We start from the raw sequence: 22248 nt of genomic DNA, 5'->3' as shown, positions 1-22248 counted from the left end.
GGGCGGGCATGCGCCCCGTGCCCGCCCGGCCCTCCCCCTTGGAGTCACCATGGCAGTCCAGCCCCCGCCCGCCGATCAGCGGATCGTCATCGAGAACGCCGCGATCGCCACCGTCGACGCCCACGACACCGAGTACGCCCGGGGCCATGTGGTCCTCCTCGGCAACCGGATCGAGTCGGTCGGCGACGGCCCCGCCCCGGCCTGGCTGGACAACGTGGTACGCCGGATCAACGCCGAGGGCCACCTCGTCACCCCCGGCCTGGTCAACACCCACCACCACTTCTACCAGTGGATCACCCGCGGCCTCGCCCAGGACGACATCCTCTTCGACTGGTTGGTCGCCCTCTACCCGACCTGGGCCCGGATCGACGACCGGCTCGTGCACGCCGCCGCCCAGGGCTCCGCCGCCGCGCTCCTCAAGTCCGGCTGCACCACCGCCGCCGACCACCACTACGTGTTCCCCAAGGACGGCGGCGACATCCTCGGCGCCGAGATCGAGGCCGTCCAGGAGCTGGGCCTGCGGTTCACCGCGCTGCGCGGCTCGATGGACCGCAGCAAGAAGGACGGTGGCCTGCCCCCGGACCACGCCGTCGAGGAGCTGGACGCGATCCTCGCCGCCTCCGAGCAGGCCGTCGACCGCTACCACGACGCCTCCGCCGACTCGATGCTGCAGATCGCGCTCGCGCCCTGCTCGCCGTTCTCGGTCTCCACCCGGCTGCTGCGCGAGTCCGCCGAACTCGCCCGCCGCAAGGGCGTCCGGCTGCACACCCACGGCTCCGAGACGGCCGAGGAGGAGGCCTTCTGCAAGGAGCTGTTCGGGATGGGCCCGACCGACTACTTCGAGTCGGTCGGCTGGCTCGGCGAGGACGTCTGGATGGCGCACTGCGTCCACATGAACGACTCCGACATCGCCAAGTTCGCCGAGACCGGGACCGGCGTCGCCCACTGCCCGTCCTCCAACGCCCGGCTGGCCGCCGGGATCGCGCGGGTCCCCGACATGCTGGCGGCCGGTGTCCCGGTCGGCCTCGGCGTCGACGGCACCGCCTCCAACGAGTCCGGCGAACTCGGCACCGAGCTGCGCAACGCCCTGCTGATCAACCGGCTGCACGGCACCCCGACCGCGCTCACCGCCCGGCAGGCGCTGCGCCTGGGCACCATGGGCGGCGCCCGGGTGCTCGGCCGGCAGAACGAGATCGGCTCGATCGAGGCCGGCAAGCTCGCCGACCTCGCGCTGTGGAAGGTCGACGGCATCCTGCACTCCTCGATCGCCGACCCGGTCGCCGCGCTCGCCCTCGGCGCGCTGCCGCCGCTGGCCGTGCTCTTCGTCAACGGCAACGCCGTGGTCGAGAAGGGGCAGCTCACCACGGTGAACGAGGACCGGATCGCACAGGCCTGCGCCCGGGCCGCCAAGGAGCTTGCTGCCCGGCCGATCTGACGCTCCGCCCGCTCGATCCGGCTGCTCGATCCGGCTGCCACTCCACCCGAACTCCGGGCCGCCCCAGGGACGGTGCGTCACCCGGACTCCGCCGACCGGAAAGGACCCGGACCCTCCCGGTCCGACCCGCCCGGCCGGCGGAACGCGGCCCCGGACCCACGGCGAGGGTCCGGGGCCGCGGCGTGCCGCCGCACCGGAGCCGGCTCCCACCCCCGTGGGGCGCCCGCACCGGTGCGCGACAGGCCGACTCCCGGGGCTCAGCCGAGGCGGACGGCCGGGCCCGGGGCGGCGGCGCCCGGGGCCTTACCCCGCACGGCCGCCGTCAGTGCCGGTCCGGCGAGCGCGAACACCCCCGCCAGCACCACCCAGCCGACCGCCCCGTGGTCCACCGCCGTCAGCGTGACCACCAGCGGCCCGATCACATGCGCGGCCGCCTGCCCGCTCATGAACACCCCCTGGTACTCGCCGTGCGCCCGCGGGTCCGCCAGGTCCAGGCTGAGCGTCCAGCCGCCCGCCGAGGTCAGCAGTTCGCCCAGGCTGTGCACCAGCGCCCCCACCAGCAGCGCACCGGCCGCCGCCCACGCCGGGCCGTACTGCGCCACCGCGTAGACCAGGCACCCGCCCGCCAGCAGCAGCGCCCCGCGCGCACAGGCCCGCGCCGCCGACGCCACATCGGCGACACCCCGGCTCGCCCGCACCTGGAACGCCACCACCAGCACGCAGTTGACCACATTGACCGCCGCCACCGTCGCCGCCGGCGCCCGGGTGCCGAGCACGATCCACAGCGGCAACCCCACCGTCAGCACGGCGAGTTGCAGCTCCAGCACCGCGTGCAGCGCGGTGACCAGCAGATACCGGCGGTCGCGCAGCGCCGTCCGGGGACCGCGCCGGTCCTCGGCGGCGGCACCCGTGCCGCCCGTGGCACCTGTGGCACTGGCGGCAGCGGCGGCGGTCGCCGACACCGGCAGGCCCGCCAGCAGCACCGTCACGCCCAGGAAGCTCACCGCGTCCAGCACCAGCATGGTGACGTACCCGGTGTAACTGTCGGCCTGCAGCGCGAGCGCCGCACCGCCCGAGCCGACCACCAGGCCCGCGTTCATCACCGAGCGCAGCAGCGCCCGCGCCCGCACCTGCCCCTCGGCGGGCAGCGCCCGGGCGATCAGCGCGCTGCGCACCGCCGCCGCCCCGCGCGCCAGCGTCGTCGCGGCGCAGGCCAGCACCACGAACGCGGCGAAGGAGTGCACAAAGGCGTAGCCGAGCACGGCCGCCGCCTCCAGCGGCCCGACCACCAGCAGCAGCCGCTTGCTCCCGACCCGGTCGGCGAGCCGCCCCATCGGCACCCCGGCGAACACCCCGCACACGCCGGCGACGGTGAGGCCGAGCGCCACCGACGTGGGCGTCAGACCGATGGAGCGGGTGAAGAACAGCACGTTCACCGTGACGAAGAGCCCGTCCCCGACGGAGTTCACCAGCCCCATCAGGACGAGTCTGCGCAGCAGCGGGTCGGCGGGCAGGAGGCGTCGGCCGGAGGCGCGCGGGCGCGCCTCCGTGCGAGGGGAGGAAGTCATGGACCAAGGACAGCGGGGTTCCCGGACGGGCGGAATTCTTTTACCGTTACGGTCAATGTTCGAGTTCCGCCTCGGGGTCGACGACCTCGCCGCCACCTGGTTCACCTACTCCCCCCTGCAGGAGACGGTGCTGGGCCTGCGCGCCCGCCGCTGGACGTGGTACTACCCGGAGCAGCAGCCCTGGATCGCCGGCTGGCAGGACCGCTGGGAGACGCTGGACACCGCGCTGCTGGACGCGCTGATCACGCCGAACGCCTTCGTGCCGGACTTCCTGACGCCCCGCCCGGCGGTGCCCCGGCCGGACTTCCACGACGAGCTGGCCGAGCTGGCCAGGACCCCGCCGGAGGAGGTCAGGACGGACGTGCTGGCCGCCTACTCCGGGGACGGGAGTCCGCTGCCGCCGGTGCTCACCGCGCTGGTCGACGATCCGACGGCGCTGCGGGACCGGGTGGCGGAGGCGCTGTCGGCGTACTGGGCGCGCTGCCTGGCCCCCGCGTGGTGGCCGCGGGCACGGGAGGTGCTGGAGGCGGACCTCGCCTACCGGGGCCGGATGCTCTCGGAGCGCGGTTCGGAGGGGCTGTTCGCGGACCTCGACGGCCGGATCTCCTGGCGGGCCGGGGTGCTGCGGCTGAACGACTCCAATCCGGCGGTCCAGGCGCTGGGCACCTCGGTGGACGTGGCCGGGCGGGGCCTGGTGCTGATCCCGACGCTGGCCGGGCTCGGTGCGCAGACCGACATCACCCAGGACGGCCCGCCGCTGATCGCCTACCCGGCGCGCGGCCGGGCGACCATGGCGGAGGGCCTGGCCGGACGGGCCGGGCCGGGCGGGGCGCCGGCCGCACTGGTCGGACTGGTCGGGGCGGCGCGGGCGCGGCTGCTGGTCCTCCTGACGTCGCCCGCCACCACCACCGATCTCGCCCACCGGCTGGGGGTGACGCCCGGCGCGGTCAGCCGCCACCTGGGGGCGCTGACCGCGGCCGGTCTGCTGGACCGCACCCGGCACGGCCGCCGGGTGCTCTACCGGCGCAGCAGCCTCGGTGACGCGCTGACCTGCCGCGGCGGGTGACGGTCGGTGCGCCGCCGGGCGATGCGCCGCCGTACCGGGTGCAGTCGTACCGGGTGTCGCCGTACCGGGCGCCTTCGTACGGAACGGCGCGCCCGGCCAGTAGCGTGACCCTCAGCCCAGCAGGGGCAGTGCGGGCAGGGTCAGGAAGTCCGCGAACTCCTCGGCCAGCGCGACCTGTTCGAAGAGGTGGGCGGCCTCGCGCCAGCGGCCGGCGGCGTAGACCTCGTCGCCGACCTCGGCCCGCAGCGCGGTCAGTTCCTCGGCGACCAGGCGGCGGACCAGGTCGGCGGTGGCCTTCTCCCCGGTGTCGGCGAGGACGACGTCGTTGTGGATCCACTGCCAGATCTGCGAGCGGGAGATCTCGGCGGTGGCGGCGTCCTCCATCATGTTGAAGATGGCGACCGCACCGAGGCCGCGCAGCCAGGCCTCGATGTAGCGGATGCCGACCTGGACGGCGTTGTGCAGCCCGTGCCGGGTGCAGCTGCCGCCGGCGCCCGCGATGTCGAGCAGCTGGTCGGCGGTGACCGGCTCGGCCGGGCCGGGGTTGTCCTTCTGGTGCGGGCGGGCGCCGAGGACGGCGTCGAAGGAGGCGCGGGCGACCGGGACGAGGTCCGGGTGCGCGACCCAGGAGCCGTCGAAGCCGCTGCCGGCCTCGCGGTCCTTGTCGGCCTTGACCTTCTCCAGCGCGGCCGCGTTGACCTCGGGGTCCCTGCGGCTGGGGATGAACGCGGCCATGCCGCCGATCGCGTGCGCGCCGCGCCGGTGGCAGGTCCGCACCAGCAGCCGGGTGTAGGCGGCCATGAACGGCGAGGCCATGGTGACGGTGTTGCGGTCGGGCAGGATGTAGTGCTCGCCGGCGTCGCGGAAGTTCTTGACGATGGAGAACAGGTAGTCCCAGCGGCCGGCATTGAGACCGGCGGCGTGGTCCCGCAGCTCGTAGAGGATCTCGTCCATCTCGAAGGCGGCGGTGATGGTCTCGATGAGGACGGTGGCGCGGATCGTGCCGTGCGGGATGCCGAGTTCGGCCTGGGCGTGGGTGAACACGTCGTTCCAGAGCCGGGCTTCCAGGTGACTCTCGGTCTTCGGCAGGTAGAAGTACGGCCCGGAGTTCGGGTCGTCCGCGCCGCGGGCGAGCAGCCGGGCGGCGTTGTGGAAGAAGTAGAGGCCGAAGTCGAGGAACGCGCCGGCCACCGGCTCGCCGTCGACCAGCAGATGGTTCTCGTCGAGGTGCCAGCCGCGGGGGCGGACCACGACGGTGGCGAGTTCGGCGGCCGGCCGCAGGGTGTACGCCTTGCCGGCGGAGCTGCTGAAGTCGATCCGGCCCTCGAAGGCGTCGATCAGGTTGATCTGACCGCTCACCACGTTCTCCCAGGTCGGGGAGGTGGCGTCCTCGAAGTCGGCGAGCCAGACCTTCGCGCCGGAGTTGAGCGCGTTGATCACCATCTTGCGGTCGGTGGGGCCGGTGATCTCGACCCGGCGGTCCTGGAGCGCCTTCGGCGCCTCGGCGACCCGCCAGTCGGCGGCGCGGACCTCGGCCGTGCCGGGCAGGAAGTCCAGGGTGCCGGTGCGGGCGATCCCGGCGCGGCGCTCCCGGCGGCGGGCGAGCAACTCGCGGCGCCGGCCCTCGAAGGAGCGGTGCAGGCCGACGACGAAGGCGACCGCCTCCGGAGTGAGCACCTCCTCGGCCCGGTGGACGCGCGGACCCGCGACCGTGACGACCGGAGCGGTGGGGGAAGCTCCGGGTCCCTGATCTGCAGCCATGAGCAGGACACTCCTAAGTGGAGGGCTTGATTCTGTAAGGTGGAGACTAGTTTCCGCGATACAGAATTTCAACGGTTTGTTGAGATGATCGCTGGGACTGTACTCCTCCTCCGACCGCGAAGGGAACGCCGGTGGCCCCGACCTCCGAGAGCAGTGAGAGCAGTGAGAGCAGCGCGAGCAGCGGGAGCACCGCGAGCAGCGAGGGCGGTGCCCCGAAGGCGCCCGCCCCGACGGGGCAGGAGCGCACCAGCGGCGGAGTGCAGTCCGTCGAACGGGCCTTCCAACTGCTGGAGGCGCTCGCCGACTCCGGCGGCGTGGCGACGCTCAGCGAGCTCTCCACCTCCTCCGGACTGCCGATGCCGACCATCCATCGCCTGGTTCGTACCCTCGTGCAGCAGGGCTATGTCCGCCAGGACACCGCACGCCGCTACACCCTCGGCCCGCGGCTGATCCGGCTCGGCGAGACCGCCGGACGACTGCTCGGCAGCTGGGCCCGCCCCTACCTGGCCGAACTCATGGAGGCCACCGGCGAGACCGCCAACCTGGCGGTGCTGGAGGGCGGCGAGGTGGTGTACGTCGGGCAGGTGCAGTCGCGGCGATCGATGCGGATGTTCACCGAGGTCGGCCGCCGGGTGCAGCCGCACTGCACCGGCGTCGGCAAGGCGCTGCTGGCGCAGCTGCCCGACGAGGAGGCGCGCGCCGTGCTCGGCCCCAACCCGCTGCCCGCGCACACCCCGCACACCGTCACCGACCCGCAGGAGCTGATGGCCCAGCTCGCCGAGGCGCGCGAGCGCGGCTATGTGGTCGACGACCAGGAGCAGGAGATCGGCGTGCGCTGCATCGCCCTCGCCGTTCCCGGCGCACCGACCCCGACGGCGCTGTCCGTCTCCGGCCCGGAGGCCCGGATCAGGGCGCTGGAGGAGCAGGCCGGCGCGGCGTCGCTGGTGCCAGTGATGCACGGGATCGCGGCCCGGCTGGGCCAGGTCCTGGCACCCTGACGTTCGGTCGCAGACGCGGCACGCCCGGGCGTTCACCCGTTCGAGCCACCCTTCGAGCCGCCCGAGGGCGGGTTGCCCCGGCCCCGGACACCCGTCGGCCACGCTGGTGCGGACGCGGCCCGCGACGGCGCGGGCGCGCCGGACACGAAGGGCAGGGTGAGCGGCGATGACCCGCAGCGGTTCCGTTCGAAGGCTTCTCGGCAGGTCGTTGGTGACGGGGTGCACGGTGGCGGTGCTGGCCGCCGGACAGGCCGGCGCGGTCTGTCCGCCGGACGACAAGACGCCCGCACCCGGGACGAGCGCCCCGGCACCGGGGGCCGGTGATCCCGGGGCCGCGGATCCGGGCACGACCGCCGACCCGGCCGCGGCGGCGGTGCCCTCGGACTCCGACCTCTACGTCGTCCGGATCGACCCGGAGCCGGCCGCGCCCGGCGGCACCACCACCCTGCACGCCTTCGTCGGCAACCTCGGTCCGGACCGGACCGCCTCGCCGTTCACCGTCGTGGTCACCCTGCCGGCGGGGGTGACGGCCGAGGGGCCGTTCTTCCCGGAGAACTGCTACGAGTTCCAGAACGGCCACCGGGTGCGCTGCACCTTCCCGGCCGGTCTGCCGAAGTTCCGCAGCGCGACGGCCCTGATCCCGCTCCGGCTCTCCCCCGACGTCCCCGTCGGCGAGCTGACGGGCGGCTACGTCGCGGTGCGCGGCGACGACGACCGGAACGACGCGAACAACCGGCAGCCGTTCACGATCGAGGTCGTCGAGACCACAGGTCCGAGGCCGGCCGTCTGACCGTCGGCCCCGGACCTGTGGCCGCTGCTAGCGGTACACCCGGACGTAGTCCGCCGCGAAGGTGATCGGCGTGGTGCCCGAGGGCGCGGGGTGGTAGTTCCCCGCGCTCAGGGACAGGTTGAGGATCGGGTACGCCGCCCAGTCGGCGCCGACACCCTTGCCGTCCGAGAAGACCTTGGTGCCGTTGATGTACCAGTCGACCGAGCTCGCACCGTAGTGGGTGCCGATGGTGACCCAGCCGTCCTTCGCGATCGCCTTGGCGTCGGTGAGGTACAGGTGGCCCGGGTTGATGTGGTTGGTCAGCTCCAGCAGGTTCGGGTTGTCGGTGTGGTACTCGAAGGAGTCGATCTCCCCGTGGGTGCCGCTGGTGCTGTTCCACGTCCAGAGCGCCGGCCAGGCGCCGGTGCCGGCGGGGAGCTTGACCCGGGTCTCGATGTAGTCGCCGGTCTTCACCTTGAAGCCCTCGCTGGAGTACTCGGTGGTGAGCAGCCCGGTGTCCCAGGCCTGCTTGCCGTTCTCCAGCGTGTGCGTGCTCGGCCTGGCGGTGAAGGTGGCGACGCCGCCGGAGACGGCGACGTTGTTCTTGTTCAGCCAGTCGAGCTTGTTGTCGTTCGGGTTGTGGTCGCCGTAGTGGTAGGAGCTGCTCCGGTCGGCGGTCCAGCGGGAGCCGAGGGCGAGGCTGTTGAAGTCGTCGGACCAGGTGAGCTGCTTGCCGGCGACCGGGGCACCCGTGGTGGGGGTGGTGGGCGTCGGCGTGGGGGTCGGCGTCGGGGTGGCGGCGGAGACGACGAGCTGGCGGGAGGGCAGGTTGTGCCAGCCGCCGGCGCTGTCCTGCCAGAAGCCGAACTGGGTGTAGGTGCCGGCCGCCAGAGTGCGGGTACCGGTGGTGATCGACAGGCCGGCGGGGCAGACCTGGACGTTGCTCCTGTTGCCGGGGAAGTCGAGGTTGCGCCCGGCCGCGTCGCGGATGCCGACGCCGACGGTCTTCGCGGTGAAGCAGGACGAGGAGTGCAGCGTGAGCGAGGCGGCCGTCGCCTTGCCCGCGACCATGGTGGCCGGGGCGAGCTTGTCCTGGGTGACGGTCGGCAGAGCGGCGGCCTGGGCGCCGGTCACGGCCGGAAGGCCGAGCAGTCCGGCACCGGTGACGGCGAGCGCCCCGGTCGCGGCGAGGGCGGCGGTGCGGCCCCGGTGGGAGGGACGGGCGTGGCGGGCGGCCGGGCGGCGGGCCTGGAGGCCCGGGTTCCGGGCAGGCCGAGGGGGCTGCGGGGAGGCAGTGGGCATGGCAGTGGTCCTCTGCGACGCCTACGAGGTGAGCTGTCGGGTTCGGGCGCGAGGTTGCCCGGCCGTCCGGAGAGCGGCTTCACCCCTAGCCTCGACACACGCGCACGGTTGGCGCGCGGCCGGGCACTGACCTGGGTCCCCCGCTCCCGTCCGCTGTGGTGCTCGATTGCCGGCCGGCGGGTGGACGGGACTCGGCGTCCCGACGGCGGGGCTCCGCTGTGGCGGAAGCCTCTGCAGGCTAGGCAGGCCGTCCGCGCACGGACAACCTTCCCGGGGCGGTTGTCGCGCAGCTCACACCGCCGCCCCGCGCCCCCGGCGACCGTTCCAGGCGGGCCGTGGTGGCCGTGGTGGCGGGTCCGGCGGGGAAAGTGCGCCACGGAGGCGGGGTGGTCGGATAGGTTGGAGATCCATCCGCGTCCGGAACCGTCCGGGTCGCAGCGAGCACCACGACAGCACGTCCAGAGACGAGGAGACCCGCCCCACCATGACCGCGTCCCTGCCCGCCTTCGCCGGCCGTACCTTCCTGTTCCGGGTCGACAACGGCGCGGCGTTCCGCAACGCGTACTCGGCCGACGGCAAGCGGCTGCGCTGGGAGGGCCTCGGCGAATCGGCGGGCCAGTGGGAGGACGTCTCCCTGCATGTCGCCGAGGTCGGCCCGCAGCTCTACTTCGTCAGCTGGACCGAGGTGAGCGGCATCACCGTGAGCCACGTCATGGACCTGACCCGGATGACGGTCCGCGCGTTCTGGACGTACGAGGGCGAGGGCGGCCGGGTCGGCGAGCTGCACACCGGCACCCTGGAGCAGGTGGCCTGAGCACCCCGAGCGCCCGCCCGCGGGTCCCGGCCGGACACCCGGGCGGTCGGGTCAGGCCGACGGACTGGCGGCCGGGACCGTCAGGCGCTGGGAGATCCACTCCAGTGAGGACGGGAGCAGCTTGCTCCAGGTCTCGAAGTTGTGGCCGCCGGTCTCCAGCATGCTGTAGGAGACCTTCATCGGGCCGTGCGCGGCGGCCACGAACGCCTCGGTCTCGCGCCGGTAGTTGCCGTCGCCCTCCCGGGTGCCGGCCAGCAGCACGGAGATCGCGGGCTGCGGCAGGTTCTTGAGACGCCACATCAGGTCGGCCTCGTTGCGGCGCTGTTCGCTGCCGTTGTAGAGGTCGCCGGTGCTCGGGTCGTCGGCCGCCTGGTAGTAGCCGGAGAGCGAGACGGCGGTCGGGTAGACGTCGGGGTGACGCATCGCCAGCTTGAGCGCGCAGTAGCCGCCGGTGGAGTTGCCCATGAACGCCCAGGCCCGCGGGTCGGCGGAGACCCGGTAGGTGGCCTGGATCGCCGAGGGCACGTCCTTGGCGAAGTAGGCGTCGGTCTGCGGACCGCCCGGGACGTCCTCGCACTCGGTGTCCTGCGGCAGCGCGGGCGAGGGGCGCACCAGCACCAGCACCGTCGGCTGCATCCGCCCCTCCTGAAGCAGCTTCAGCGCCGCGCCCGGGTAGTTGAGGCGGGTGACGAGGTTCTTGGCGATGCCCGGGAAGCCGGTGCTGACGACCAGGACCGGGAACTGCTTCTGCTCGTACTCGGGCTGGAAGTACTGCGGCGGCAGGTAGACGTACCCCTCGGTGGAGAGGCGGGTGGTGGCGCCGTCGATGCGGACCTCGCGGATCTCGCCGGACTTTTCGCGGTCGCGGCCGAGCGCCCCGCCGCCCTGCACCTCGGCGTGGCCGATGGTCTCGACGCGCAGCCGGCCGGACGCGTCCACCTTGTTGTGGATCACCACCGGCCCGCTGTCCCCGGTGCCCAGCAGGTCGTCCCAGCTGCTGTAGAACGCGAAGTAGTTGTTGGCGACCAGGCCGAGCGCGGCGAGGACGGCCAACTGGGTGACGAGCAGGGCACCGATCCGGCCGAGGACGGCCTTCCAGCTCCGCTTCGACAGTCTCGGCCACAGCCAGATCGTCCCGACCATCGCCGCGACGGCGATCAGAACGGTCAGTGCCAGCACCTTGTGGCTCGTCAGACCCATGTCGTATTTGCTCCCACGCCTCGTACTCCCCCGCCCCCGAGGGAAGGACACCCGGGAGGGCCGCCCCGGTTCCCCCGTCCGCAGTGGGGCACCGTCGCCGAGGCGCGACCACCCAGCCTAGCCGCTCCGGGGCACCCACCGCCCCCGCCGACCAGCGGTGACGCCATCGGCCTTGAGGAGGAGAAGCGGGCCGCCGGGGTGTGCTTCGGGCCCCGGTCCGCCGCGTTCCGCGGTTGCGCGGGCTGTTGCGGCGGAGCGGGTGACGGAGGCGGCGTCAGTTGACGCGGGTCCACAGGTCGAGGCCCGCGGTGAGTTCGCGCATGCAGCGGGCACCGAGTTCGCGCGGCGAACCGGGGCCGGTGGCCGGGGCGCCGGAGCGTGCCCACTGCTCCAGTGCGACCCGGATCGCGGCGGTGGCGGCGGCAGCGGCGAGCCGGATCTCCAGTACGTCGGTGCCGGGCGGGCAGCGGTCGGTGATCGCGGCCCGCAGCCGCTCCTCGGAGTCGGCGTGCACCCGCTGCCAGACCGTGGCCAGCCGGGGGTCGCGCAGCAGGTCGCGGGTCCAGCGCAGGGCCTCGACGGCGGGCGCGTCGGACGGGTTCAGGGACTCCGCCGCCGAACGCTCCAGCGCCTCCCGGACCGGCAGGTCGGACGCGCTCTCCGTGAACAGCCGCACCCAGCGTTCGCCGCCGGCCGCGAGCAGCGGGGCGACGGCGTCCTGAACGTCCTGATCACCGGCGGCGGCTCGGGCATCGGCCGGGCCACCGTGCACCGGATCCTCGCCGAGGGCGGCCGGGTCGTCGCCCACCCACATGTGACGCCGACGGGCTCCGGGCCCCGGTCGTACTGCCCTGCGGGTAGTACGACCGGGGCCTCGCCGCTGTCGGGGCGTCATCGGGGGCCGGGGGTCACCCCCGCCACTCCACTGCGAACGCCCGGGCCGGGTTGGCGGTGAGGATGCCGTGCGGGACCTCGGGGCCGAACGCGCGGGCCAGCCGGGGCGCGAGGGCGGTGAGGAGGTGCGTGGGCCCGGGAGCGGAACGGGCGGTACGGGTGGTGGTGTCGCCGCCGAGGAGCAGTTGGCCGCCGTGTCCCGCCTCGACCAGGGCCGCCACCGTGTCGAAGAGGTGGTGGTCGGTCGCGTGGTTGGCCCGCGAGGGGCCGTCCAGGGCCACGAAGGCGCCACGCGCGGCGAGTTCGCGGTGCAGCCGGAGGTCAGGGAACCGGTTGAGGTGCCCGAGGACCACCCGCTCGGGCGGGACGCCGTGCCGTTCGCAGAGCAGGTCGAGGACATCGGGTGCGGCGGTGCCGAGTTCGTGGTGCACGGCGATCGGCGCGCCGGTGGCGTGGTGCGCCTCGGCGGCCGCCGCCATCACCCGGCGGGTGTGCGGGTCGAGGCCGTGGTAGTCGCCCGCCACCTTGATCAGTCCGGCGCGGACGCCCTCGGGGGCGCCCCGCAGTCCGGTGGTGAGCTCGGCGGTGAAGAAGCCGGCCAGGCCCTCGTAGCGCCGGTCGAGCTCCGCCGGATCGTAGTGGACCGCCTGGTGGAGCCCGGTGGCCGCGACCAGGTGGACCCCGGTCGCCCGGGAGAGTCCGGGCAGCGCGTCGGCCCGTCGCCACATCCCGGCCGGCGTCCACTGGACGAAGGCCCGGCCGCCGGCGGCCGCGAAGCCCCGCAGCACCGCCTCGGCGGCGGCGGGGTCGTCCAGCTCCTCCCCCGGGAGCCTGGGGCTGCGGAGGAAGAGGTGGTCGTGGGCGTCGCAGACGCCGAGTTCGGCCGGATCGAGGTCGCCGAGGACGGTGCGGACGCTGTGACTGGGGCGGCTGGGGGCGTTCATTCCGCCGCTCCCCCGGTCCCGGGCGCCTCCGGGGTGGCGGCCGCTTCCGCCTCGGCCTCGGTGAAGACGGCGGCGGCGACGCGCAGTCCGGCCAGCGCCTTGGGCACGCCGACATAGGGCGCGAGGTGGACCAGGACCTCGGTGACCTCCGTCCTGCTCAGGCCGATCCGCAGGCTGTTGCGCACATGGTCGGCGAGTTGCGGCTCCACGCCGCCGAGCGCGGTGAGCGCCGCCAGATTGGCCACCTGGCGGTCCCGCAGGGCGAGTCCGGGCCGCTGGTAGGTGCCGCCGAAGAGCGCGGTGACGATCCAGTCCGCGAAGCCCGGCGCGAGCTCGTCGAGCGGACCGAGCGTGCCGGACCGGGTCCGCTCGCCCGCCAGTTCGGCGAGCAGGGCGTGACCGGCGGCCCGGTCGAACGGGGAGGGCACCAGGCCCGCGTCGAGGGAGCGGTCGGCGGGCGGAGTCGGGGTGGTGGCTGCCGGATTCACGGGGTGGGACGGTCCTTTCACCAGTGGCGGCCGACGGGCAGCCGGTCGAGTTCGGGGCTGGAGAGGTGGTGCACGCGGTACCGGGTGCCGGGCGCCCCGGCCGGGGCGTCGGCGCGCCACAGGGCGATCCGCAGCAGTTCCCAGCGGGCGGGGTCGAGGGCGACGGCGGCGGTGTGCAGGTCGGGGTGGTCGGGCAGTTCGGCCAGGGCCCGTTCGACGGCCTCGGCCGGGTCAGCGCCCTCCGGCAGCCGTTCCGTCAGCCTGGTGGCGGCGACGGGACCGGGTACGACGACCGGACCGGTTGCGGCCGGACCGGCAGCGGCCTGACCGGCAACGGCCGAGCCGTCGGCCGCCGGACCCCGGCGGAGGCCGGCGCCGATCCAGTGCCGGACGGCGGGGCGGCCGAAGTCCGCGCAGAGGGTGCGGAATCCGGGGCCGAGGAGGAAGGCGTTCAGGCCCTCGGTGGTGCGCCAGAGGTAGAACGGCGCGTACTGGTTGACGGGCGAACCGTCGCGGCCGCGTTCGCGCACCAGGTACGCCTTGAGGCCGAGGCCGGGCCAACTGTCCAGCAGTGGGCCCTTGGTAGCGATCCGCCGGTGGACGGTGCTCATGTCGTAGTCGGCGGGCAGGGTGATCTCGTACTGCATCGCGTGCACGGCGGACTCCGGGTGGGGCGACGGGGGATGTGCTGCCGCTCAGTCGCGGCGGTGGGCGGCGAACAGGGCGAGGGCACCGCGGGCGGCCTGCTCGAACGGTTCGGCACTGTCGGCGGCGCGGGCGAGCACATAGCCGCCCTGCACCACGGCGACCACGGCGGCGGCGAGGTCGGCGGGCTCGGCCCCGGGCCGCAGTTCGCCGTTCGCCTGCCCTTCGGCGATCACGGCGGCGAGCCGCCCGCGCAGCCAGTCGAAGGTCTCCTCGACGGGCGCGCGCAGCCGGGGGTCGGCGACCACGTCCGGATCCTGGGCCATCCGGCCGATCCGGCATCCGCGCAGCGCGTCGCGCTCACGCCCCAGATAGGCGGCGACCCGCTCGTAGGCGGTCCCGGGACCGGCGAGGTCGGCCTCCGCGACGGCCCGCATCTGCTCGGCGCTGCGGCGCAGGGCCGCGGCGGCGAGGTCGGACTTGCCGTCGAAGTGGTGGTACATGCTGCCCTGGCCGACGCCCGCCCGCTGCTGGATGGCCTTGGGGCTGGTGCCGACGTAGCCGCGCTCCCAGAGGAGTTCCTGAGTGGTTTCGATGAGGCGGTCCTGGGTTGCCATGGCCGTCACTGTACCTACTGGTACAGCTGACTGTACATACCAGTAGGTACAGAACCTCGAAGCCTGCCCGAGCGCCCGAATGCCCGAAGGCTCGAACGCCCGCGGACCGCGGACCGTGGACCGTGGGCCGCCCCCCGGCGGTCCACGGCCCTGCGTGATCGTCGTCCCCAGGAACACCCCGCGGCACTCACCGGCGGACCGTGGCGCTCATCACCTCGCACGGCCACCGTCGATCACGGTGCGTCACCGACGGCGGAGCGGCGGCCCGTCGAGGCCGATCACGGCCGCCGGGAGGGCAGGTCGCGCCGGACCACCGGCGCGACCTCGCCCGCGAACAGCTCCAGCTGCTCGCGCTGGGCGCCCTCGGTGAGCAGGTCCACACCGATGCCCACCACCTCGTTGCCGAAGGCCTCGTGATAGCGGTGGATCTTCTCGATCACCTGCTCCACACTGCCGACCAGCAGGGAGCCGCGCTCCACGGCGTCCTCCAGCGAGGTGAACGTCGAGCCGTTGCGCCGGCCCGCCGCCCACCTCGCCATCGCCTCCCAGTACGGGCGGAAGCCGGCGAACGCGTCCTGCGAACGCCGGGCGACGAACAGTCCGCCGAAGCCGGTGCCGACCCGGGCGTCCTTCGGGTCGTGGCCGTAGTGCTCCCAGCGCTCGCGGTAGTGGTCCACCAGTGCCTTGTACTGCTCCATCGGGTGCGAGGTGTTGGCCGAGAACAGCGGATCGCCGTAACGGGCGGCCAGGTCGGTGGAGAGCGTGCTGGTCGCGCTGCCGTGCCAGACCGGGATCGGCTCCTGATAGGGCCGGGGCCAGGTGGTGACCGCGTGCAACGGCGGCCGGGTGCCGCCCTCCCAGGTCACCTTCTCCTCCCGCCAGAGCCGGCGCAGCAGGCCGTAGTTCTCGGCGAGCGCCTCCCACTGCCGGTCCTCCGCCAGGCCGAACTGCTCGAACAGGCGCGGGTCGTTGCCCTTGCCGATGATCAACTCGACGCGCCCGCCCGAGATCTGGTCGACGAGGGCGTACTCCTCCGCGGCCCGGACCGGATCCACGACGGACAGCACGGTCACGGTGGTGAACAGCCGGATCGCCGAGGTGCGGGCGGCGACCGCGCTCAGCAGCACGGCCGGAGCCGGGGACAGGAACGGCTCGCCGTGCCGCTCTCCCACTCCGTAGCCGTCGAAGCCGAGACGTTCGGCGGTGACGGCCTGATCGATGATGTTGTGCACCTTCTCGTGCGGAGTGCGCCGCACACCCGTGACGGGATCGGGCACGTTGGAGGCGAGGGACGAGACGATGAACCGCACGGCGGTCTCCTTGGGGGGCGCTCGGTGGGCGGACGGCCGGCGCGGCGGCCCGGCGGAGCGCCCCACGGTCGGCCGCTCGCGCAGGGGCAGCACCGAAGGGTCGGATCGCGCGGGGCCGGTCGGGAGTTCAGGAACCGGCGTTCAGCACGCGGCGCTGCGGGGGCGACAACAGCGCAGGTCGACGGCACGGACGCACATCGCTCCGGCCCCCTCCGCTCGCACGCGCACGATCCACGATCTTCCGCGAGCATAGGCATCGGCCCGCACTCCGGGCAAGGGCCGCCCCCGCCAACCCGGGTGCGGCTCCCGACGACCGCGGCACGCCCCTCGGCCCGTCGACCCCGACCTGGCAGGATGTCTGCCATGAGCTACCTCGCCGCGGAAGACCGCTATGCCTCGATGACCTACCGCCGGGCCGGCCGCAGCGGCGTGCTGCTCCCGGCCGTCTCACTCGGCCTGTGGCACAACTTCGGCGACACCCAGCCGCTGGACGTCCAGCAGGCGGTGCTGCGCCGGGCCTTCGACCGGGGCATCACCCACTTCGACCTGGCCAACAACTACGGTCCGCCGTACGGCAGTGCCGAGCGCAACTTCGGCCACCTGTTCGCGCAGGACTTCCGCCCGTACCGGGACCAGCTGTTCATCGCCTCCAAGGCCGGCTACGACATGTGGCCCGGCCCGTACGGCGACGGCGGCAGCCGCAAGTACCTGCTGGCCAGCCTGGACCAGTCGCTGGGCCGGATGGGCCTCGACTACGTGGACGTGTTCTACTCGCACCGCTACGACGCGAACACCCCGCTCGAGGAGACCATGGGTGCGCTGGACTCGGCCGTCCGGTCCGGCAAGGCACTGTACGCGGGCATCTCCAACTACCCGGCGGAGCAGCACCGGGAGGCCGTGGCGATCCTGCGCGAGCTGGGCACGCCGGTGCTGATGAACCAGTGCTCGTACTCGATCCTCAACCGCTACGTCGAGGACGAGGGCGTGCTGGACGCCGTCGCCGACACCCGTACCAGCCTGATCGCCTACTCGCCGCTCGCCCAGGGCCTGCTGACGGACCGCTACCTCACCGGCGACGTGCCGAGCGGGTCACGGATGTCGGTGGGCAAGTTCCTCCGCGAGGAGGCGCTCACCGGGGCCAAGCTGGACCAGCTGCGGGCGCTGAACAAGGTGGCCGAGCGGCGCGGGCAGACCCTGGCGCAGCTGGCACTGAGCTGGGTCCTGCGGGACGAGCGGGTGGTGTCGGTGATCATCGGAGCCAGCAGCGTCCGGCAGCTGGACCAGAACATCGACGCGCTGGCGGGCGGTCCGCTGACGGACGAGGAGCTCGCGGAGATCGACGCGCTCAGCCGCTGAGGCGCGCCGAGCCACCGGGGCGCTCCCGGAGCGACACCGCGGTGCCCCGCCGGTCGATGCGTGACCGGCGGGGCACCGCGCTCGTTGGACCGCGTGTACGGGACCGTCCGTACGCGTCCTTCGAGATCTCGGGAGCCCGTCGTGCGGATGTACCTCCTCCGGGCCGTCGCCCGCTTCGCCCGGCAGCTGGCGCTGACCTCGCCGCTGCCGTTCCCCCTCCTTCCCGGTGCCCTACCGGCGTTGGACGCCCAGCGCCGGTAGCACCGTCTCGGCGACCCGGTGGGCCTCCTCCAGCAGCGGATTGCCGGAGAGGATGAAGGTGTCCACCCCGAGCGACTCGAACTCCTGGAGCCGCTCGACCACTTGGGCCGTCGATCCGACCACGGCGGTGCCCGGGCCGGGGCGGAACAGGCTCATTCCGGGCCACAGGTTGGGGTGGACCTCCAACTCCCGGGCCCGCGCCGGCACCTTGCCGCCGTGCTGCCGGAACTGCCGCTGCCAGCCGATGCCGTCCTCGCCGCGCGCCCCGCCCAGCCGGCGGGCGTAGGTGGCTTCGCTGGTCACGCCGAGCAGCCGGTCGGCGGCGGCCCAGGCCTCGTCCTCGGTGTCGCGGACGATCAGGTGCAGCCGCAGGCCGATCCGCAGGGTGCGTCCGTGCGCGGCGGCGCGCTCCCGGACCAGGTCGAGCTTCTCCTTGAGCTGCTGCGGCGGTTCGCCCCAGGTGAGGTAGACGTCCACGTGCTGGGCGGCCATCTCGATCCCGGCCGCCGAACTGCCGCCGAACCAGAGCGGGATGCCGCCCGGCTGGACCGGGGTGAGCTCGCGCAGGCTCGCCCCGGCGTTCCGGAGGTCGTAGAACTCCCCCTTGTGGTCGAAGACTTCGCCGGAGGTGAGCCGCTTGACGATCGACCAGTACTCGGCACTCAGGCGGTAGCGGTCGTCGTGCTCGACGTGCAGGCCGTACTCGCGCAGTTGCTCGGTGGAGCCGTTGACCACGTTGAAGCGCAGTCGTCCGCCGTGCAGGTGGTCGAAGCTGAGCGCCATCTTGGCCAGCAGGGTGGGCGAGATCAGCCCGGGGTGGACGGCGAGGAGCGGCTTGAACGCCGGGGTGGTGGCGGCGGCGAGTGCGTTGCCGAGGTCCCACACGTCGTGCAGGTCGGTCGCCAGCAGCGCGCCGGTGTAGCCCAACCGCTCGACACTGCCGGCGAGTTGCTGGAGGTAGCGGAGGTCGACCGGGCGGCGTCCGGCCGGCTCCCAGGGGTAGTGGCCCTCGCGCGGGATGATGTACCAGAGGAATTCGGAGGCCATCGGTCAGACCGCCCGGGTGTCGGCGGTGACGGCGGTGACGGCGGTGACGGCCGTGTCGGCGGCGGCGGCCGTCGGGTCCGTGGCCGCGGCGGCCACCGGGGCCTCCAGTGCGGGCAGATGGGCGTCGGCGACGAGCACCCGGCGGTCGACGAAGCCGACCCGGTGGAAGATGTCGGCCGCCTCCTGCTGCTCGGCGACGAACCCGGCGGTCGCCGGCTCCAGCCGCCACGGCAGCCCGGCCAGGGCGGTCCGCCAGTCCTCGGCGCTGCCGCCGAGGTCCGCCGCGGCGATCGCGGCCGCCTCCGAGAGGTGGGCGGCCACCCAGGCATCCGCGCGGCGCAGGGCGGTCACGATCGCCGCGACCACCTCGGGCCGGTCGACGGCGAAGCCGCGCCGGGTGAAGAACACCGAGCGGTCGGTGATGACCTCGCCGGTGCGGACCAGCTCGCGGAACCCGCCCTCGCGCCGGGCGGCCGCGAGTTCGGCGCCCTGGGCGATCCAGCCGGCGATCCCGCCCTCGCGCAGCCACCGCGCCTGGTCCTGCCCCGCCGCCGGGCGGACGGCCGTGACATCGGTCGCGTAGGAGAGGCCCTCCGCGTGCAGGGCCTTGGCGAGCAGGTGGGTCTGCCAGGAGCCGATGGCCAGGACGACGGTGCCGCCCTTCAGGTCCGCGACCGACCGCACCGGCCCGTCGGCGCTCACCAGCAGCGCGCCGTGGTCGGGCCGGGGCGCCGACACCGCCGCGTAGACCAGGTCGTGCCCGGCGGCCTGGGCGGTCACCGGCGGGGTGGAGCCCGTGCCGCCGAAGTCGATCACGCCCTCCGCCAGCAGCTCGCCGGTACGCGTCCCGTCGGTGTAGTGGTGGAACTCTCCGGTCTCCCCGAGCAGCGCCAACTCCTCGTCCAGATAGTCGAGTCGGGAGAGGTAGTAGAGGGACGGATTGCTGGCGTGGACGCCGAGGGTGATGGCCATGGGATCAACTCCTGTGGTGCGGGTGGGGCGAGGGGGTTCGGGAGAGGGGGGTCGGGAGAGGGGCGGTTGCCGAGGGGGCGCTCGGTGTCAGTGGACGCCGAGGTCGGCGAGCAGCCGGCGGCGCAGTTCGGCGAAGGCGGGGTCGGCCGGGTCGCGCGGGCGGGCGACGCCCACGTGCTGGTCGCGCACCAGCTTGCCGTCCCGGAGCACGGCGACCCGGTCCGCGAGCCGCACCGCCTCGTCCACGTCATGGGTGACCAGCAGCACGGCCGGCCGGTGACGGCGGACCAGATCGCCCACGAGGTCCTGCATGCGCAGCCGGGTGAGCGCGTCCAGGGCGGCGAACGGTTCGTCCAGCAGCAGCAGTTGGGGTGCCCGGACCAGAGCGCGGGCGAGTGCGGCGCGCTGCGCCTCGCCGCCGGAGAGGGTGACCGGCCAGGCGTCGGCGTGCCGGTCGAGGCCGACCTCGGCGAGCGCCTTCAGCCCGGTCTCCCGGGTGGCGGCACCGCGCGGCAGGCCGACGGTGACATTGGCGAGCACCCGCTTCGAGGGGACCAGCCGCGGTTCCTGGAAGACCACCGTCCGCACCGGCGGGACGAGGACCGTTCCGCCGTCGGCCCGGTCCAGCTCGCCGAGGATGCGCAGCAGGGTGGTCTTGCCGGTGCCGCTGGCGCCGAGCAGCGCGACGAACTCGCCCCGGGCGATGGAGAGATCGACTCCGTCGAGGACGGCCCGGGTGCCGAACACCCGGCGCAGGCCGCGCAGATGGACGGCCGGTTCGACCCGCGCGGAGCCGGAGTCGGGGGCCGGGGCGGCGGTGACGGCGGGGGCGACGGCGGGGGCGACGGCGGGGGTGGTGGTCATCGGGTGCCTCCCTGGGCGGCCCTGCGCCAGGGCATCAGGACCCGCTCCAGCAGGCGGACGATGCCGTCGGCGGTGAGTCCCAGGACCCCGTAGATCAGGATGCAGACGGCGAGGATGTCGGTACGGGAGTAGTTCTGCGCCTGGGCCATCAAGTAGCCGATGCCCTCGGTGGAGTTGATCTCCTCGGCGGCGATCAGGGCGATCACGCTGAGCGTCATGGAGAGCCGCAGGCCGGAGAGGAGGGCGGGCAGGGCGCCGGGCAGGACGACGGTGCGCACGATCGCCCAGCGCCCGAGGCCGAAGCTGCGCATGGCCTCGATCAGCTTGGGGTCGGTGTTGCGGACCCCGCCGGAGGTCGACACGTACATGGGGAAGCTGGTGGCGACACCGATCAGCGCGACCTTGGCGGTCTCGGTGATGCCGAACCAGACCATGAACAGCGGGACCAGGGCGAGGAAGGGGACGGTGCGCAGGACCTGGACCGCCGAGTCGAGGAGTTCCTCGCCGAGGCGGAAGAAGCCGGTCACGACGCCCAGCACCAGCCCGGTGCCGGCGCCGATCAGCAGGCCGAGGCCGGCCCGGGTGAGCGAGACGCCGAGGGCGTCGGTGAGTTGGCCGTTGCCCCACAGTTCGCCGACCGCCTCGGCGACCTGGGCGGGCGAGGCGAGCACGTCCTGGGTGAGCGCGCCGGTGGCGGAGGCGAGGGCCCAGCCCCCGAGGAGGGCCAGCGGGCCGAGGGCGCGCAGGGTCAGCGCGAGGGCGCGGGGGCGGGAGGTCCGGCGGCGGGTGCGCGGTTCGACCAGTCCGGCGGCGCGGGCGGCGGCGGTCTCCGGATCGGTGCTGCCGACACCCGACGCCTGGGTGGCGGTGGTCACTTGGCGCCACCGCCGAGCGTCCCGAGGTCGATCAGATAGGGCTTGACGTCGACCGGCTGCTTGGTGACCTTCTGCTCCGCGAAGAACGCGGCGACGGTGCCGAAGCGGGCGATGTCGGCCTCGCCGATGGCGTCGGCGGCGGCGCCCTGGCGGGTCACCTCGACGGCGACGTCCTTCTCGGCGGCGGTGACGGCGGTCGGCCCGGAGTCGGTGAAGACATTGAGGTACGCGGCCGGGTCGGCCTTCTCCTTGAGGCCGTTCTCGCGCAGATAGGTGTAGAAGGCCTTCACCACCTCTGGGTGCTTGTCGGCGAAGCCGTTGCGGACGGCCCAGACGGCGTAGTTGTCGGAGCCGACCTCCCTGCCGTTGACCAGGAAGTGCGCGCCCGAGTTGGCGATCGACGGGGTGGAGAAGGTGTTCCAGGTGGCCCAGGCGTCCACCTGCCCGGAGTTGAAGACGCCCGCCGTCTGGTCGGCGCGCAGATAGACCCGCTCGACCTTGTCCGCCGGGATGCCGTTCTTCTCCAGTGCCTTGAGCAGCAGGTACTCGCTGGTGCCGCCCTGGCTCACGGCGACCTTGTGGCCGACGAGGTCCTGCACGGTCTTGATGGGCGAGCCGTTCTTCACCAGGATGCCTTCGCCGACGCCGTCGGGGGCGGTCTGGGCGAACAGCTTGAAGCCGGGCTTCTGGGCGAGCGCGGCGACGGCGGAGGTGATCGAGCCCTGGGCGACGTCGAGCTGGTCGGCGGAGAGGGCCTGGGCGGCGGGGGCGAAGGGGCCGGCGCTGCCGGTCCAGGCGACCTTGGCGTGCACGGCCGCGAGGGCGCGGTCGAGCGAGCCGTCCTTCTTCCCCAGGGCGAGGAAGCCGTTGTTCCCGGGGTCGGGGAGCCGGAGCACCGCCTCGGCCTTGTCGGCCTTGCCCCCTCCGGCGGCGGTCGCTCCCCCGTCGGCGGAGGAGCCGCAGGCGGCCAGGAGGGTGGTGGCGAGCAGGACGGTGGCGGCGAGGACGGGGCGGGAGGGATTCACGGGGTCGGCTCCTAGGTCGGGGGGCGCGGGCGGAGAG

General features: G+C 73.7%; 21 protein-coding genes, 1 pseudogene and 1 riboswitch. Of the genes and pseudogenes, 7 read left to right on the top strand and 15 right to left on the bottom strand.

The features are described 5' to 3' along the window. Nucleotides 1-49: 49 nt before the first annotated feature. Nucleotides 50-1435, top strand: a complete 1386-nt coding sequence (locus ADK60_RS19460; RefSeq protein ID WP_045942022.1) for an 8-oxoguanine deaminase — start codon at nucleotides 50-52, stop codon at nucleotides 1433-1435. 257 nt (nucleotides 1436-1692) lie between these two features. Here ADK60_RS19460 and ADK60_RS19455 read toward each other — a convergent pair whose 3' ends face one another. After that, entirely contained in the window at nucleotides 1693-3003 is a 1311-nt protein-coding gene (locus ADK60_RS19455) for an MFS transporter (RefSeq protein ID WP_053647626.1), read from the bottom strand. 55 nt (nucleotides 3004-3058) lie between these two features. Between ADK60_RS19455 and ADK60_RS19450 the strand changes: the two genes are divergently transcribed. Further along, on the top strand, nucleotides 3059-4069 hold the full coding sequence (locus tag ADK60_RS19450; RefSeq protein ID WP_053647623.1) for an ArsR/SmtB family transcription factor: 1011 nt from the start codon (nucleotides 3059-3061) through the stop codon (nucleotides 4067-4069). Between the two features lie 111 nt (nucleotides 4070-4180). On the opposite strand, the gene aceB is transcribed toward ADK60_RS19450, so the two are convergent. After that, nucleotides 4181-5830 carry a malate synthase A gene (gene aceB / locus ADK60_RS19445; RefSeq protein WP_053647620.1) on the bottom strand — a complete coding sequence of 550 codons (1650 nt, stop codon included), beginning with the start codon at nucleotides 5828-5830 and terminating at the stop codon, nucleotides 4181-4183. Between the two features lie 257 nt (nucleotides 5831-6087). On the opposite strand from aceB, the gene ADK60_RS19440 reads away from it, so the two are divergent. Both ADK60_RS19440 and ADK60_RS19435 read left to right on the top strand, forming a co-directional pair. Next, complete coding sequence (locus tag ADK60_RS19440) at nucleotides 6088-6828, top strand: IclR family transcriptional regulator (protein WP_030392023.1); 741 nt, start codon at nucleotides 6088-6090, stop codon at nucleotides 6826-6828. A gap of 166 nt (nucleotides 6829-6994) precedes the next feature. Beyond that, nucleotides 6995-7618 carry a hypothetical protein gene (locus ADK60_RS19435; protein WP_159400496.1) on the top strand — a complete coding sequence of 208 codons (624 nt, stop codon included), beginning with the start codon at nucleotides 6995-6997 and terminating at the stop codon, nucleotides 7616-7618. 27 nt (nucleotides 7619-7645) lie between these two features. On the opposite strand, the gene ADK60_RS42080 is transcribed toward ADK60_RS19435, so the two are convergent. Continuing rightward, nucleotides 7646-8899 (bottom strand): glycoside hydrolase family 16 protein, encoded by a 1254-nt coding sequence (locus ADK60_RS42080; RefSeq protein WP_079008518.1) that lies wholly within the window; start codon nucleotides 8897-8899, stop codon nucleotides 7646-7648. Between the two features lie 3 nt (nucleotides 8900-8902). Beyond that, a riboswitch (cyclic di-AMP (ydaO/yuaA leader) is annotated at nucleotides 8903-9070 on the bottom strand. Between the two features lie 313 nt (nucleotides 9071-9383). Between ADK60_RS42080 and ADK60_RS19425 the strand changes: the two genes are divergently transcribed. After that, a complete protein-coding gene (locus tag ADK60_RS19425; protein ID WP_052709344.1) occupies nucleotides 9384-9713 on the top strand; it encodes a MoaF-related domain-containing protein in 330 nt (109 codons plus the stop codon). Between the two features lie 51 nt (nucleotides 9714-9764). Here the strand turns inward: ADK60_RS19425 and ADK60_RS19420 are convergent, their stop codons facing one another. Further along, nucleotides 9765-10913, bottom strand: coding sequence for an alpha/beta hydrolase (locus ADK60_RS19420; protein WP_053647613.1), 1149 nt, complete (start codon nucleotides 10911-10913; stop codon nucleotides 9765-9767). Nucleotides 10914-11187: 274 nt separating this feature from the next. After that, complete coding sequence (locus ADK60_RS46730; protein WP_079008517.1) at nucleotides 11188-11427, bottom strand: hypothetical protein; 240 nt, start codon at nucleotides 11425-11427, stop codon at nucleotides 11188-11190. A gap of 204 nt (nucleotides 11428-11631) precedes the next feature. On the opposite strand from ADK60_RS46730, the pseudogene ADK60_RS46725 reads away from it, so the two are divergent. Continuing rightward, nucleotides 11632-11718 (top strand): annotated as a pseudogene (locus tag ADK60_RS46725) (SDR family NAD(P)-dependent oxidoreductase); the annotation flags it as partial. A 103-nt stretch (nucleotides 11719-11821) separates the two neighbouring features. Here ADK60_RS46725 and ADK60_RS19410 read toward each other — a convergent pair. The 5 genes from ADK60_RS19410 to ADK60_RS19390 all read right to left on the bottom strand — a co-directional run bounded on the left by ADK60_RS19410 (nucleotide 11822) and on the right by ADK60_RS19390 (nucleotide 15811). Next, entirely contained in the window at nucleotides 11822-12751 is a 930-nt protein-coding gene (locus tag ADK60_RS19410; protein WP_053647609.1) for a phosphotriesterase family protein, read from the bottom strand. Further along, a complete protein-coding gene (locus ADK60_RS19405) occupies nucleotides 12748-13239 on the bottom strand; it encodes a carboxymuconolactone decarboxylase family protein (RefSeq protein ID WP_234371159.1) in 492 nt (163 codons plus the stop codon). Before ADK60_RS19405 ends, ADK60_RS19410 begins: the two co-directional genes overlap by 4 nt. A 17-nt stretch (nucleotides 13240-13256) precedes the next feature. Then, nucleotides 13257-13895 carry a DUF4865 family protein gene (locus tag ADK60_RS19400; protein ID WP_053647607.1) on the bottom strand — a complete coding sequence of 213 codons (639 nt, stop codon included), beginning with the start codon at nucleotides 13893-13895 and terminating at the stop codon, nucleotides 13257-13259. Between the two features lie 39 nt (nucleotides 13896-13934). After that, on the bottom strand, nucleotides 13935-14501 hold the full coding sequence (locus ADK60_RS19395; protein WP_045942007.1) for a TetR/AcrR family transcriptional regulator: 567 nt from the start codon (nucleotides 14499-14501) through the stop codon (nucleotides 13935-13937). Between the two features lie 278 nt (nucleotides 14502-14779). Next, complete coding sequence (locus ADK60_RS19390; protein ID WP_053647605.1) at nucleotides 14780-15811, bottom strand: LLM class flavin-dependent oxidoreductase; 1032 nt, start codon at nucleotides 15809-15811, stop codon at nucleotides 14780-14782. A 363-nt stretch (nucleotides 15812-16174) separates the two neighbouring features. Here ADK60_RS19390 and mgrA point away from each other — a divergent pair, with 363 nt between their 5' ends. After that, the gene (gene mgrA / locus ADK60_RS19385) at nucleotides 16175-17167 is read left to right on the top strand and encodes an L-glyceraldehyde 3-phosphate reductase (RefSeq protein WP_053647603.1); all 993 of its coding nucleotides are present in this window, start codon (nucleotides 16175-16177) and stop codon (nucleotides 17165-17167) included. Nucleotides 17168-17398: 231 nt separating this feature from the next. Here the strand turns inward: mgrA and ADK60_RS19380 are convergent, their stop codons facing one another. The 5 genes from ADK60_RS19380 to ADK60_RS19360 form a co-directional block, all read right to left on the bottom strand. Further along, a complete protein-coding gene (locus ADK60_RS19380; RefSeq protein ID WP_053647601.1) occupies nucleotides 17399-18475 on the bottom strand; it encodes an LLM class flavin-dependent oxidoreductase in 1077 nt (358 codons plus the stop codon). Nucleotides 18476-18478: 3 nt separating this feature from the next. Further along, the gene (locus tag ADK60_RS19375; protein ID WP_079008515.1) at nucleotides 18479-19447 is read right to left on the bottom strand and encodes an ABC transporter substrate-binding protein; all 969 of its coding nucleotides are present in this window, start codon (nucleotides 19445-19447) and stop codon (nucleotides 18479-18481) included. Nucleotides 19448-19534: 87 nt separating this feature from the next. After that, the gene (locus tag ADK60_RS19370; RefSeq protein ID WP_079008514.1) at nucleotides 19535-20311 is read right to left on the bottom strand and encodes an ABC transporter ATP-binding protein; all 777 of its coding nucleotides are present in this window, start codon (nucleotides 20309-20311) and stop codon (nucleotides 19535-19537) included. Further along, nucleotides 20308-21114, bottom strand: a complete 807-nt coding sequence (locus ADK60_RS19365) for an ABC transporter permease (protein WP_053647675.1) — start codon at nucleotides 21112-21114, stop codon at nucleotides 20308-20310. Before ADK60_RS19365 ends, ADK60_RS19370 begins: the two co-directional genes overlap by 4 nt. A 68-nt stretch (nucleotides 21115-21182) precedes the next feature. After that, the gene (locus tag ADK60_RS19360) at nucleotides 21183-22211 is read right to left on the bottom strand and encodes an ABC transporter substrate-binding protein (RefSeq protein WP_053647599.1); all 1029 of its coding nucleotides are present in this window, start codon (nucleotides 22209-22211) and stop codon (nucleotides 21183-21185) included. Nucleotides 22212-22248: the final 37 nt, after the last annotated feature.

The organism is Streptomyces sp. XY431 (assembly GCF_001279805.1).
GTDB lineage: Bacteria > Actinomycetota > Actinomycetes > Streptomycetales > Streptomycetaceae > Kitasatospora > Kitasatospora purpeofusca.
Note: the sequence above shows the minus strand (reverse complement) of the source record. Positions and strands in the feature narration are given on the sequence as shown.

Coding starts and splice junctions, on each gene's coding strand:
- ADK60_RS19455 (WP_053647626.1), bottom strand. CDS start 3,003: ATGACTTCCTCCCCTCGCACGGAGGCGCGCCCGCGCGCCTCCGGCCGA.
- ADK60_RS42080 (WP_079008518.1), bottom strand. CDS start 8,899: ATGCCCACTGCCTCCCCGCAGCCCCCTCGGCCTGCCCGGAACCCGGGC.
- ADK60_RS19450 (WP_053647623.1), top strand. CDS start 3,059: ATGTTCGAGTTCCGCCTCGGGGTCGACGACCTCGCCGCCACCTGGTTC.
- ADK60_RS19425 (WP_052709344.1), top strand. CDS start 9,384: ATGACCGCGTCCCTGCCCGCCTTCGCCGGCCGTACCTTCCTGTTCCGG.
- ADK60_RS19435 (WP_159400496.1), top strand. CDS start 6,995: ATGACCCGCAGCGGTTCCGTTCGAAGGCTTCTCGGCAGGTCGTTGGTG.
- aceB (WP_053647620.1), bottom strand. CDS start 5,830: ATGGCTGCAGATCAGGGACCCGGAGCTTCCCCCACCGCTCCGGTCGTC.
- ADK60_RS19370 (WP_079008514.1), bottom strand. CDS start 20,311: ATGACCACCACCCCCGCCGTCGCCCCCGCCGTCGCCCCCGCCGTCACC.
- ADK60_RS19460 (WP_045942022.1), top strand. CDS start 50: ATGGCAGTCCAGCCCCCGCCCGCCGATCAGCGGATCGTCATCGAGAAC.
- ADK60_RS19395 (WP_045942007.1), bottom strand. CDS start 14,501: ATGGCAACCCAGGACCGCCTCATCGAAACCACTCAGGAACTCCTCTGG.
- ADK60_RS19380 (WP_053647601.1), bottom strand. CDS start 18,475: ATGGCCTCCGAATTCCTCTGGTACATCATCCCGCGCGAGGGCCACTAC.
- ADK60_RS19420 (WP_053647613.1), bottom strand. CDS start 10,913: ATGGGTCTGACGAGCCACAAGGTGCTGGCACTGACCGTTCTGATCGCC.
- ADK60_RS19410 (WP_053647609.1), bottom strand. CDS start 12,751: ATGAACGCCCCCAGCCGCCCCAGTCACAGCGTCCGCACCGTCCTCGGC.
- mgrA (WP_053647603.1), top strand. CDS start 16,175: ATGAGCTACCTCGCCGCGGAAGACCGCTATGCCTCGATGACCTACCGC.
- ADK60_RS19375 (WP_079008515.1), bottom strand. CDS start 19,447: ATGGCCATCACCCTCGGCGTCCACGCCAGCAATCCGTCCCTCTACTAC.